The organism is Paenibacillus sp. FSL R5-0486, assembly GCF_037975155.1.
GTDB classification, from domain to species: Bacteria; Bacillota; Bacilli; order Paenibacillales; family Paenibacillaceae; genus Paenibacillus; species Paenibacillus amylolyticus.
Genome location: NZ_CP150237.1, coordinates 4,973,555 through 4,986,245, shown reverse-complemented (window position 1 = coordinate 4,986,245; position 12,691 = coordinate 4,973,555). Strand labels below are relative to the sequence as shown.

Below are 12,691 nucleotides of genomic sequence, written 5' to 3'. Positions count from 1 at the left end.
GACAAGTCGTTGTATAACACTTGGGAATCATGAATGAGCGAGTCGGGGATGGTGGGAGCCTGGCTGAATCGGTTTTTGAAACGGCACTCGGGAGCATGAATGGACACGGAAAAGTGGGCTGGAACGAACAGGATCATCTTGTTTGATCTAAGCCAAGTAGGGTGGAACCGCGGGAATAGCTCTCGTCCCTACGTCTGTACAACAGGCGTAGGACGGGGGCTATTTATTGTTGTCTTCACCGTCCTAAGCTTGCTAACAAACCATTGAAAAGGAGCATGATTATGAATTTTCAGCAGATGATTCTAACGCTGCAACAATTCTGGGCCGAGCATAACTGTATTATTGTCCAGCCATACGATACGGAAAAAGGGGCAGGTACGATGAACCCGATGACCTTTTTACGCTCGCTTGGACCCGAACCTTGGAAAGTGGCCTATGTGGAGCCTTCCCGTCGTCCTTCGGACGGACGTTATGGTGAGAACCCTAACCGGCTGTACCAGCATCATCAGTTCCAGGTCATCATCAAGCCTTCTCCGGACAATATTCAGGAAATTTACCTAGAAAGTCTGAAACGTCTTGGCATTGATCCGCTCAAACATGATATTCGGTTTGTTGAAGATAACTGGGAGAATCCTTCCCTTGGTTGTGCAGGTCTTGGTTGGGAAGTATGGTTGGACGGAATGGAAATTACGCAATTTACGTATTTCCAACAGGTTGGTGGGATCGAGACAAATCCGGTAGCTGTTGAAATTACGTACGGTATGGAGCGTTTGGCTTCTTACATTCAGGATAAAGAGAATGTGTTTGATCTGGAATGGGTGGAAGGTATCACTTATGGTGATGTATTCCGTCAGCCAGAATTCGAACACTCTAAATATACGTTTGAAGTATCTGATGTCAAAATGCTGTTTACACTCTTCAACATGCATGAAGAAGAAGCAAACAAGGCCATGGCGCAGCATCTGGTATTCCCGGCATATGACTATGTGCTGAAATGTTCCCACACGTTCAACCTGTTGGATGCACGTGGAGCCATCAGTGTAACGGAACGTACGGGTTACATCACACGTGTTCGTAATCTGGCTCGCCAAGTCGCTGCAACATATATGGAAGAGCGTGAGAAGCTAGGCTTCCCGCTGATCAAGAAAGGGGGAGCCGAGCATGTCTAAGGATTTGTTGTTTGAAATCGGGTTGGAAGAAGTACCTGCACGCTTTATGCGCGCAGCAATCGCACAGCTGCAAGAGCGTCTCGTGAAATGGCTTGACGCATCCCGCATTGCTTATGGTGAAGTGAATGCATATGCTACACCGCGCCGTCTGGCTGTTTTGATTCACAATGTGGCTGAAAAGCAGGAAGATATCGAGGAAGAAGTGAAAGGTCCTTCACGCAAAATTGCCCTGGACGACAGTGGCAATTGGAGCAAGGCTGCACTCGGATTCGCCCGCAGTCAAGGGGTTGAACCCGACCAGTTCACGTTCAAGGAACTGAACGGCGTTGAATATATCTATGCAACGAAGAGCAGCAAAGGTGTGGAGACGGCTTCTGTAGTTGGCGAAGGATTACTTTCTGTATTACATGCCATGACGTTCCCAAAATTCATGCGTTGGGCTTCCTATGATTTCAAATTTGTACGTCCAATCCGCTGGATTGTGGCTATGCTCGGCAGTGAGGTTATCGATCTGGAAGTGACAGGTATTAAGTCGGGTAATGTAACTCGCGGACATCGTTTCCTCGGTAAGGAGGCTGTGATCTCCACTCCGTCTTCATACGTGGAAGTGTTGCGTTCCGAACATGTCATTGCTGATATCCAGGAACGTGAACAGATGATTGTATCGCAGATTCAGGCACTGGCTGCGGAGAAAAAATGGGATATCGCGATTAAGGAAGACTTGCTGGAGGAAGTTCTGTTCCTGGTGGAAACACCTACCGTATTGTTCGGGACATTTGACTCTTCATTCTTGAACATTCCACAAGAAGTATTGATTACTTCCATGCGTGAGCATCAGCGTTATTTCCCTGTACTGGACAATGAAGGACAATTGTTGCCATTCTTCGTGACGGTTCGTAACGGTGGAAGTGATTCACTGGACGTTATTGCTAGAGGGAATGAAAAAGTTCTGCGTGCACGTCTGTCTGATGCCAAGTTCTTCTATGAGGAAGATCAGAAGCTACAGATTAAGGATGCATTGTCGAAGCTGGAAAGTATCGTCTTCCAGGAAGAATTGGGAACGGTTGGAGATAAAGTGCGCCGTATTCGCAAGATTGCCGATGGAATTGCTGCCAAACTGCAAGTATCCGGTGATGTTGCCGAATCCGTTAGCCGCTCAGCAGATATCTGCAAATTCGATCTGGTGACACTGATGGTGGGAGAATTCCCGGAACTGCAAGGTGTGATGGGTGAGGATTACGCTCGTAAAGCTGGCGAAAAAGAAGAGGTAGCTAAAGCGGTATTCGAACACTATCAGCCACGTTTCGCTGGAGATCAATCTCCTGCTTCTCTTGTTGGTGCCATTGTGAGTGCTGCGGACAAAATGGATACAATCGTGGGTTGTTTCTCCATCAACATTATTCCAACGGGGTCTCAGGATCCGTATGCGCTGCGCCGTCAGGCTGCAGGTATTGTACAAATTTTGCTGGATCACAAGCTTCCGCTGACATTGTCAGATGTGTTCGGAGTGGCACTTCAAGTGCATGCCCAGATGAACCTGTTGAAACGTGCAGATGAAGAGGTTCGTAAAGATCTGCAAGACTTCTTTGGTCTTCGTGTGAAAAAATTGTTGTCCGAAACAGTTCGCTACGACGTAGTGGATGCCGTAATTTCTTCGGGATTCGATGATATCAGCGCTGTGGTTCCAAAAGGTGAAGCGTTGATGGCGGCTGTTATGACAGGAGACGCATTCAAAACAACGGTTGAATCGTTCAACCGTGTGGGTAATCTGGCTGCCAAAGCATCCAATGCTTCCGTACATCCAGAACTGTTCACAGAAGATGGAGAACGTCAGTTACATGAGGCATGGAGCAAAACGAATGCAGAATATCGTCAGGCGTTGACTCAGCATCATGCTGCTGAAGCACTGGCTATTGCATCTGCCTGGAAGGATGGTATTACCTCATTCTTCGATTCGGTCATGGTTATGGCTGAAGATGAAGCTGTTCGGGCGAACCGACTTGCCTTACTCGCGGCTATTGATCGTGACTTGAAAGGATTTGCTGATTTTTCCAAGTTGGTTTGGTAATTGGGCGAATTTCATGAGTCCTTTTCCACAGACTTGGCGCAAAGCTAAAATTCAGTATTAAAGAAGGATATATGAGGGTATAAATATACGGAACGGGTTGTGAATTGTATTTTTGACAACCGCTCCGTATTTTAGCCTTTGATTTCCCTCGTTCCGGCAGAAGGATTTTGCCTGGCCGGGGTCGTATATAACAATATGCAGCTATTTTATGAAACCGGGTGGTCTGGGTTTGAGTGAGTTAAATATACGCCACATTGTTGTGGATGGTGATGCTTGCCCGGTCAAAACCGAGATTGCGCAAACAGCTCGCCTTTTCAACATCCCCGTATTGTTAGTCTCTTCATTTGATCATTTGCTTCAAGGAGGAGAAGGGGTACGAACCGTGCAAGTGGATCGCAGTGATCAGAGCGCAGACCTGTATATTGCTAATCATATTAAGCCATATGATGTGGTTATCACTCAGGACTATGGACTTGCGGCACTTGCGCTTGGCAAACGTTGTTATGTTTTGTCCTTTCGTGGTCGTGAGTTCAACGATCGTGACATTGATTTCATGTTGGATTCTCGTCATACTGCGGCCAAAGCACGAAAAAGAGGCCATTACGGGAAAGGCCCAAAGCCTTTCACAGAGCAGGATCGAGAAATGTTTCAACATAAACTGACAAAACTTTTAAAAGATTTGCAGGAGAATGTGTAAGTTTATCGAATTATATTTACGTGTTGAAGAGATGAAGGTGGCCAGAGATGAGTACCGGACAAGGCGGTATACCCGAAAGTATTATTGAATCGGTGTTACAGCAGAATGATATTGTCGATACGGTGAGCCGATTTGTGCATCTGACCAAACAGGGGAAGTATATGAAAGGCCTCTGTCCTTTTCATTCCGAGAAGACGCCTTCGTTCACCGTTACACCTGAGAAACAAATTTTCTACTGCTACGGTTGCGGCACGGGCGGAAATGCCATCAAATTCAGGATGGAAATCGAAGGGTTATCCTTTCCCGAGGCTGTCAAAACGATGGCGGAAGAAAGTCACATCTCTATGGGGGACTGGCAAGGGCGTGAATCTGCTCATGTGAATCCGGAGACAGAACGTCTGTTGGAGGCTTATGAGCTTACCGCGAAGCTGTATCATTTTTTGTTGAAAAATACAGAGCACGGCAAGTCAGCCATGGAGTATTTACGCTCAAGAGGTTTTGGCGACAAGTTGATTGACCAGTTCCAGATTGGTTTCGCACCAAATCGTTGGGACACACTGGTACAATTTCTTGAGAAACGTAACTATCCACTCGAAGAGATGGAAAAGGGTGGACTTCTGTCACCCCGAAATGAAGGTCAGGGATATGTGGATCGATTCCGAGACCGGATTATGTTCCCGATTAATGGCAGGAGCGGTAAGCCGATTGCATTTGCAGGACGCATATTGGGAGATGGGCAACCGAAGTATCTAAATTCACCGGAAACCCGGTTATTTAACAAAAGCCGTGTTCTCTATAATCTGCATTATGCCAAGAATGCAATTCGCAAACAAAGACAAGCCATTTTGTTCGAGGGATATGGTGATGTCATCTCCGCATGGGACCAGGATATCCAGAATGGTGTAGCGGCAATGGGCACTGCGTTAACCGAGAATCAGGCACTGATGCTCAAAGGGATGTGCGACGAAGTCATCATATGTTATGACGGCGACAGAGCAGGACAGGCTGCTGCACTCAAAAACTTCCCTATTCTTGAGGAAGCTGGATTGCAGGTCAAAGTGGCTCTCATTCCCGAGGGACTTGACCCGGATGATTTTATCCGGAAGCATGGTGGTGAACGGTTCCGAAACCAGATTGTGGACGGTGCCGTGACAACTACAAAATTTAAACTTATAAACTTAAAAAAAAGCCATATACTGCTAGAGGGTGGCGGACAAATCGCCTATTCGAAAGAAGCAGTAAAGTTGATTGCACCCTTACCTTCTCCAACAGAAAGGGAAGTGTATCTTCGTGAACTGGCTGCAGAAGTGGACGTATCGTTCGAAACATTGAAGCAGGAGTGTAATGAAGAACGGGAGGCGATGAAAAATAACCTCCAGTTTGGGGATAATAACCCGAAAAGGTGGAATAATGGTAGGCAACAAAATAGGCAGGTGCCTACACCCAATCTGTTGCCGGCTTATCACGCTGCCGAACGCAAACTGATTGCCTGGATGTTGCAGGATGATGAGGCTGCCCAGTACGTGAATGAGCATCTTGGTGAAGCTTTTAACTTGGATGATCATGCAGCTATTGCTGCTTATCTATATGCCTACTATGCGCAAGGCAAACCGTCGGATACAAGCCGTTTTATGTCTTCACTGCATGACGATCGTCTGGAAAAAACGGTCAGTTCAATCTCGATGATGGATGGTCCAGGTGAATGGAGTATTCAAATGCTCGATGATTGCATCAGGGAAGTGCTGAAGCATCCGCGTAAGAAAGAGTACGATTTGAAAAAAGAAGAAATGATTGCTGCAGAGCGGGCAGGTGATTCTGTACGCGCGGCACAGATTGCAATTGAAATGATTGCCCTAGAGAGACAGTGAACGTCTGATGATTAGATGTTTCTAGGGAGGAGGGAGTCGAATTATGGCGAATGATCAGCATACTGAACTAGAAACAGAATTGACACTGGATCAGGTTAAAGATCAATTGATTGAATCAGGTAAGAAAAGAGCTTCGCTGAATTACAAGGAAATTATAGAGAAACTCTCTCCTTTTGAGCAGGATGCAGAGCAAATGGATGAGTTCTATGAGCAACTGAGCGATCTGGGTATCGATGTAGTGAATGAAAATAATGAAGAGGTTACACTTCGTCCTAGTGAAGATTCCGAGAACAACACCAGAGAGGGAGAGGACGAATTCCACTTTGATGATGATCTGAGCTTGCCGCCAGGTATCAAAATCAATGACCCTGTCCGTATGTACCTCAAGGAAATTGGTCGTGTGCCACTGTTGTCGGCAGATGATGAAGTACAACTGGCTAAACGAATTGAGAACGGGGATGAAGAAGCCAAGCGTCGTCTGGCTGAAGCTAACTTACGACTCGTTGTCAGTATCGCCAAGCGTTACGTTGGACGTGGAATGTTGTTCCTTGATTTGATTCAGGAAGGTAATATGGGTCTGATCAAAGCGGTTGAGAAGTTCGACCACAAAAAAGGATACAAGTTCAGTACGTATGCAACATGGTGGATTCGCCAAGCGATCACTCGTGCTATTGCTGACCAAGCGCGTACAATTCGTATCCCTGTGCACATGGTGGAGACGATTAATAAGCTGATCCGGGTATCCCGTCAGCTGTTGCAAGAACTTGGGCGTGAACCGACACCAGAAGAAATCGCTGCTGAGATGGATCTGAGTGTAGAGAAAGTTCGTGAAATTACGAAGATTGCACAGGAACCGGTTTCTCTGGAAACACCGATTGGTGAGGAAGATGATTCCCATCTGGGTGACTTCATTGAGGATCAGGAAGCACTTGCTCCGGCGGATGCTGCTGCGTATGAGTTGCTGAAAGAACAGCTCGAAGATGTATTGGATACATTGACTGAACGTGAAGAGAACGTGCTTCGTCTACGTTTTGGTCTGGACGATGGACGGACGAGAACGCTGGAGGAAGTCGGCAAGGTATTTGGTGTTACGCGTGAGCGTATTCGTCAGATCGAAGCGAAGGCTCTTCGTAAGTTGCGTCACCCGAGTCGTAGTAAACGACTCAAGGATTTCCTCGAATAATCGAACTATGGGAGACTTTCCGCAAGACGCTTTAGCGGCGGCGGGGTCTCCTTTATTTTTAATTTAAACGTCTTGATTTCTTGGTTTTGGAAATTCATCCTTGAAATGTTTTATTGGATTTTATTTTATCGCTTTTCCTTGTTCAATGCAAATCAATAAATTAAATGAATGGTGTAGGTGCTTCATGAAACTTTCGAATCGATTACAGCGAATACATGATCAAATTCCCGATGGCAGCCGGATGGCTGATATCGGTTCAGACCACGCGTTGCTACCAGTAGCCGCGATCCGCAGTGGGAAAGCTGCAAGTGCAGTAGCCGGGGAAGTCAATCCTGGCCCTCATGATGCTGCATGCAAACAAGTCAGCGATGCTGGCTTGAAAGAAAAAATCACGGTGCGTCGTGGAGACGGTCTTGATGTGATCTCTGCGGGTGAAGTGGATGTCATCACCATTGCAGGTATGGGCGGTGCCTTGATTGCTTCTATTTTGGACCGAGGTATATCCAAACTGGAAGGAGTCCAGTTACTTATTTTGCAACCAAATGTGGGTGAGGATATCCTCAGACGCTGGTTACTGGAGCATCACTGGGTGGTTGTAGCAGAACAGTTGCTCGAAGAAGATGGCAAGATTTATGAGATTATAACGGCGATGCCACAATCTGTAAGCCCGATTGCCAATGTCGAGGTGTATCGTGCACGTCCGCTTCAAGGCGGGGCAGAATTAACGGAAGATTTGTTGCTGCGGATGGGACCTTATTTGGTGGATCGTCCATCGGATGTATTTTTTGCCAAATGGGAAAGTGAGATCATCAAACTGCAAGGGGTTGTAAACTCGATCTCCAAATCCGATCAGGATTCTTCCCGGGACAAGGCGGCTGAGGTAGAGCGTCTTATCGCAAACTTGAAGGAGGTTTTGGCATGTTTGCCAAAGGTCAAACTGTAATTCAACTGATGGAGCAACTCGCTCCCAAACATCTGGCTGTACCGGATGACCGCATTGGTCTCCAGCTTGGCAGTTTGCAAAAAGAAATCCGTCACGTGTTAGTAGCTTTGGACGTGACGGATGAGGTGGTGGACGAAGCGATTCGTATCGGTGCCAACCTGATTATCGCTCATCACGCGATCATTTTCCGTCCGGTTAAGTCACTGAGTACAGATACACCTATGGGTAAATTGTATGAAAAGCTGATTAAGCATGATATTGCTGTCTATATCAGTCATACAAACCTGGATGTGGCCGAGGGTGGGATGAATGACTGGATGGCCGATGCACTTGGCATCGAGAGTAAAGAATCGCTGGAAGATGTACACACAGATCATCTGTACAAGCTGGCTGTCTTTGTGCCTCGTACCCATCATGAACAGGTTCTTCAGGCCATTCTGGAAGCCGGAGCGGGGAGTATCGGTCAATACAACAAGTGCAGCTTTAACACGGAAGGTACAGGAACATTTGTACCTGGTGAAGGGACTCAACCGTTTATCGGTACCCAAGGGCAGATGGAACGTGTGGAAGAAATGCGTATTGAGACCATCGTACCCCAAAGTCTGAGAAGTAAGGTCGTTCAGGCGATGCTTAAGGCTCATCCGTATGAGGAAGTGGCCTATGACCTCTATGCAATGGATTTAAAGGGCCGTACGCTCGGTCTGGGACGCTTGGGACCCCTTAGGGATCCTAAGACATTAGGTGAGCTAGTGGAGGTCGTGAAGACCCAATTCAATGTGCCTCATGTGCGGGTAGTAGGAGATCTGAACAAGCAGATCAAAAAAGCAGCGGTTCTTGGCGGCTCTGGCAGCCGTTACGCGCTGACTGCCCGCTTCAAAGGTGCGGATGTTATTGTGACCGGAGATATTGATTATCACACGGCTCATGATGCGTTAATGGCAGGTATGTGTATCATCGACCCGGGACATAATTCCGAGAAGATTATGAAACCAAAAACAGCGGATTGGCTTCGTTCCCGTTTGGAAGAAAAACGATATGATACGCAAGTTACAGCTTCAGAGGTAAATACGGAAGTATTCCAGTTTATCTAAAAAGATCGTTGCTGTGCAGCTCCCAGTAATATTAAGCTTGTCTGGGAACCTAAATGCCTGTATACTATGTAATGTTGTTCGGAAAGCTTGACAGACAATCGCTGGTGGCCTTTGTTGCCACGAGAGGAAAGTCCGGGCTCCACAGGGCAGGATGCTGGATAACGTCCAGTCAGCGCGAGTTGAAGGATAGTGCCACAGAAATGGACCGCCGATGGCCGGATTTTCCGGCACAGGCAAGGATGGAACCGAGGTGTAAGAGACCCCGAGGAACGCTGGTGACTTCGTTCCTGGTAAACCCCATCTGGAGCAAGACCTAATGGGACACAGCCGCCTCTTCGGAGGAGGCAACCTTAGCCCGAGGTGTGTCTAGGTTGGTCGCTTGAGCTGTGCAGCAATGTATGGCCTAGATAGATGATTGTCGCTTCTGGTGGGAGGGTAGTTCCCGTATGAACCACGAAGAGCACAGAACCCGGCTTACGGTAAGCTTTCCTAACTGCAACAACAACACTATTGCAACACAATGTAGTCCACCTATCAGTCGAGGACAACTCGTATGAATTATCCGATGGCCTGACTGATCAGAAGGACCCATGAACATCTAAAAAAACTTAACTCCTGTTGATAACAGGTTCTATAAAAATAAGGCGGCAGTTCCGATATTCTCGGGCCTGCCGCCTTATTTTTGTTTCTCATATCAAGTTATTAATCTTCATATGCTAATGGAATAGTCAAACGTTTATGACAGTTCATTACAGTGTAACAACACTGTCCGATGTTAAGGAAGCATGCCAACGTTGGATGGCGCGATCCATTCTTTCCACGGCTTCCGGAAGGAGCTCAGGGTCCGTATGAGTAAAGTTGATCCGCATGCGGTTTAACTCTGGTGTGCCTGCATAGAAGGAATCACCAGGGACAATGCACACTTTCTCCTGGATTCCATAAGTGAACAGATTGCTTGCAAGCATGCCTTCAGGCAATTGCAGCCACAAGAACATGCCACCTTGAGGTGAATTCCACGAGATACCTTCCCAAGCTTTGGCTGCCATAAGAGTAGTCAGTGTTTTCATGCGTTGTTCGTAATCCTCTGAAATATGGCGGATATGCGCATCCAGATCGAAAGATTCAAGTAGTGCATGAAGCGCTCTTTGGTCAATGCTGCTGGAGTGCAAGTCAGCACCTTGTTTGGCTCGTGCTGCCATTTTGACAATATCGGGGGCAGCCAGTATCCAGCCCGTACGAAGGCCAGGTGCTACCGTTTTGGAGAATGTACTGGTGTAGATAACGTTGGAAGGGCCGTCATAGGATACTGCATCCAGTTCTGCGAGAGCAGGGACATCCAATTGCTCCGGATTAAACCGAATTTCACCATAGGGATCATCTTCCAGAATGAGTACACCATACTTGCGGCACAGATCCACAGCCTGCTGTCTTCTTTCTCGCGACCATACTTTTCCCGTAGGATTGGAGAACGTGGGATTAATATAGACAAGTTTTGGACGATGCAACTGGAGCTGTTCCTCCAGAGATTCAGGCAACATGCCGTGATCATCACAGGCTACGCCGTGAGATTCAGCCTGATAGGAATGAATGACTTGCAGAGCAGCGAGGTAGGTTGGTGATTCAACCAATACGCGGTCACCTGGGTCGAGAAGGATGCGGCAAACCAAGTCAATGGATTGCTGTGAACCCGTAGTGAGAAGCATGTGATCGGGTGAAGCGGGAATGCCCTTGGATTCAAGACGTTCGGCGATTTTGGCGCGAAGAGGACGGTAACCCTCAGTCTCCGCATATTGAAGAGCGGCTGCTCCGCTCATAAATACTTTTTCATATGCAACGCGTATGGCTTCCAGCGGGAATGAAGTCTGGGCTGGTAATCCACCGGCTAGAGAGATCATTCCAGGTGCCTGAGCGGCCTGGAGCATGTCGCGAACGACAGAGGACGGGGTGTTTTGTGCCATTTTGGACCAAGGGATACTCATGTTATTCTCATCTCCTGTTATTCACTGTTATACTGATATTATAAACTATAATAGACGGACTACACTATAACAGTAAAATGAAGATCATAACAGTTGGGGGAGCACATATGCATATTGAATTAAAGCGGGGAAGCAGTACCAAATTGTACGTGCAGATTGCGCTAACGATTGCCGATCGCATCAGATCAGGACTCATTGAACCCGGAACCCGACTTCCTTCTGTTCGCAAAATGACCGCGGATTTGGGTGTCAGCCTGGTCACTGTATCCAAAGCGTATGCTGAACTTGAAGCGATTCAATTGATCACCTGCTCCCAGGGGAAAGGTTGTTATGTGAGAGGTACATTGAACGTGGATCAGATGGAGGATGTGGACCGAACGCAACGAAACAATGCCAACAGTGAATCCAGTACGTCATGGAATTGGCAGATGGCACTGGTGGATTATTTACCGCGAGCCCAGCTCTGGAGACATTTTGATACGTCACCTCAAGTGCGGTATGAACTTCATATGTCAGCGATTCAGCCTGAACTGTTGCCTACACGAGAGATTATCGACAGCGCCTACCGACTCTCCTCTGATCATACAGAGCGTATGGCAGCTTACGGATCTTTTCAGGGGGATCGGGAGCTTAGACAGATCTTGGCCGAACACTTTGCCGAGCGTGGACTACAGGCTGCACCTGAACGCATGTTAATTACAAGTGGTGCTCAGCAGGGGATCGATCTTGTGGCACGAACTTTTGTCGGACCTGGGGATGTTGTATACATGGAGGCACCAAGCTATACCGGAGCCATTGATGTATTTACGAGTAGAGGCGCGAAGATCATTACGGTCCCGATGGATGACGAAGGCATGCGTATTGATCTGTTGACCCGATTATGTGATACCTATCCACCCAAGCTGATCTATACGATCCCGACCTATCACAATCCAACAGGTATCACGATGAGCGCAAGAAGACGAGCACAACTTCTTAATCTCGCGCAAAGTTACCACTGCCTCATTCTGGAGGACGATCCGTTTGCAGATCTTTATTTTCGGGACCCTCCCCCGGCCTCAATTAAATCGATGGATGGGACAGGTCATGTCGTATATATCAAAAGCTTCAGCAAGGTGTTGTCTCCCGGTTGCCGTATAGCCTGCGCCATCGCAGACGGAAGTGTATTGACCCGGCTTGTGGCCGCGAAATCTACGGCGGATCTGGGGAGTCCGCTGCTTACACAAAAGGCACTGCAATCTTTCATTCAGAATCAGTACGGTGCCTATGTATCCCGATTGAGGGATGAATTGTATTCTCGCTTATGTGCAGCATCTGAAGTGCTGGAAGAGCATGCTACTATGGGCATGCAATGGCGCTTGCCAGAGGGAGGACTCAATCTGTGGCTCCAACTTCCGAGTAACTTGGATATGCGTGAGTTGCATCATCAGTCACTTGCTGCAGGGGTCTCTTTCCTCCCCGGTTCCGCCTGTTATGTAGGGGAGATGGATACACCAAGTCTGCGTATCTGCTTCACTGTAACAAACGTTGAGCTTTTGTGTGAAGGACTTCGTGTACTGTGCCAAGTCATTGACAGAGTAACACCTGGGCAGGGTGGGACAGTGGCGGACAGGCTACCGCTCATATAATTTTTCGGACTATGGACATACATCCAATCCACTTTCGATCTGTTGCAATAGGTTATAGTATCACC

Annotated in this window: 9 protein-coding genes and 1 other RNA gene; 9 read left to right on the top strand and 1 reads right to left on the bottom strand. The window is 47.5% G+C overall.

From position 1 onward, the window contains the following. The first annotated feature begins 281 nt into the window (after positions 1–281). The 8 genes from glyQ to rnpB all read left to right on the top strand — a co-directional run bounded on the left by glyQ (position 282) and on the right by rnpB (position 9,511). Positions 282–1,169: a glycine--tRNA ligase subunit alpha gene (gene glyQ, locus MKY01_RS22105; RefSeq protein ID WP_017687252.1), complete on the top strand. Its 888-nt coding sequence runs from the start codon at positions 282–284 to the stop codon at positions 1,167–1,169. Beyond that, complete coding sequence (gene glyS / locus MKY01_RS22100) at positions 1,162–3,237, top strand: glycine--tRNA ligase subunit beta (RefSeq protein WP_127545253.1); 2,076 nt, start codon at positions 1,162–1,164, stop codon at positions 3,235–3,237. Before glyQ ends, glyS begins: the two co-directional genes overlap by 8 nt. Positions 3,238–3,445: 208 nt before the next feature. Beyond that, a complete protein-coding gene (locus MKY01_RS22095) occupies positions 3,446–3,934 on the top strand; it encodes a YaiI/YqxD family protein (protein WP_047843776.1) in 489 nt (162 codons plus the stop codon). Between the two features lie 47 nt (positions 3,935–3,981). Next, complete coding sequence (gene dnaG / locus MKY01_RS22090; RefSeq protein WP_127545256.1) at positions 3,982–5,802, top strand: DNA primase; 1,821 nt, start codon at positions 3,982–3,984, stop codon at positions 5,800–5,802. Between the two features lie 43 nt (positions 5,803–5,845). After that, positions 5,846–6,985, top strand: coding sequence for an RNA polymerase sigma factor RpoD (gene rpoD, locus MKY01_RS22085; protein ID WP_017687256.1), 1,140 nt, complete (start codon positions 5,846–5,848; stop codon positions 6,983–6,985). A 184-nt stretch (positions 6,986–7,169) separates the two neighbouring features. Further along, the gene (locus MKY01_RS22080; RefSeq protein WP_127545259.1) at positions 7,170–7,928 is read left to right on the top strand and encodes a tRNA (adenine(22)-N(1))-methyltransferase TrmK; all 759 of its coding nucleotides are present in this window, start codon (positions 7,170–7,172) and stop codon (positions 7,926–7,928) included. Next, a complete protein-coding gene (locus MKY01_RS22075; protein WP_076328102.1) occupies positions 7,904–9,019 on the top strand; it encodes a Nif3-like dinuclear metal center hexameric protein in 1,116 nt (371 codons plus the stop codon). Before MKY01_RS22080 ends, MKY01_RS22075 begins: the two co-directional genes overlap by 25 nt. Positions 9,020–9,101: 82 nt before the next feature. Beyond that, positions 9,102–9,511: RNase P RNA component class A (gene rnpB, locus MKY01_RS22070), an RNA gene on the top strand. A 257-nt stretch (positions 9,512–9,768) separates the two neighbouring features. Here the strand turns inward: rnpB and MKY01_RS22065 are convergent. Further along, on the bottom strand, positions 9,769–10,998 hold the full coding sequence (locus tag MKY01_RS22065) for a PLP-dependent aminotransferase family protein (protein ID WP_036615022.1): 1,230 nt from the start codon (positions 10,996–10,998) through the stop codon (positions 9,769–9,771). Between the two features lie 107 nt (positions 10,999–11,105). On the opposite strand from MKY01_RS22065, the gene MKY01_RS22060 reads away from it, so the two are divergent. Next, complete coding sequence (locus tag MKY01_RS22060; RefSeq protein ID WP_036615019.1) at positions 11,106–12,626, top strand: PLP-dependent aminotransferase family protein; 1,521 nt, start codon at positions 11,106–11,108, stop codon at positions 12,624–12,626. Positions 12,627–12,691 lie beyond the last annotated feature (65 nt).

Bases quoted from the DNA above. Each gene is read 5' to 3' on its own strand.
- glyS (WP_127545253.1), top strand. From the start codon at position 1,162: ATGTCTAAGGATTTGTTGTTTGAAATCGGGTTGGAAGAAGTACCTGCA.
- MKY01_RS22060 (WP_036615019.1), top strand. From the start codon at position 11,106: ATGCATATTGAATTAAAGCGGGGAAGCAGTACCAAATTGTACGTGCAG.
- MKY01_RS22065 (WP_036615022.1), bottom strand. From the start codon at position 10,998: ATGAGTATCCCTTGGTCCAAAATGGCACAAAACACCCCGTCCTCTGTC.
- dnaG (WP_127545256.1), top strand. From the start codon at position 3,982: ATGAGTACCGGACAAGGCGGTATACCCGAAAGTATTATTGAATCGGTG.
- MKY01_RS22095 (WP_047843776.1), top strand. From the start codon at position 3,446: ATGAAACCGGGTGGTCTGGGTTTGAGTGAGTTAAATATACGCCACATT.
- MKY01_RS22080 (WP_127545259.1), top strand. From the start codon at position 7,170: ATGAAACTTTCGAATCGATTACAGCGAATACATGATCAAATTCCCGAT.
- MKY01_RS22075 (WP_076328102.1), top strand. From the start codon at position 7,904: ATGTTTGCCAAAGGTCAAACTGTAATTCAACTGATGGAGCAACTCGCT.
- glyQ (WP_017687252.1), top strand. From the start codon at position 282: ATGAATTTTCAGCAGATGATTCTAACGCTGCAACAATTCTGGGCCGAG.
- rpoD (WP_017687256.1), top strand. From the start codon at position 5,846: ATGGCGAATGATCAGCATACTGAACTAGAAACAGAATTGACACTGGAT.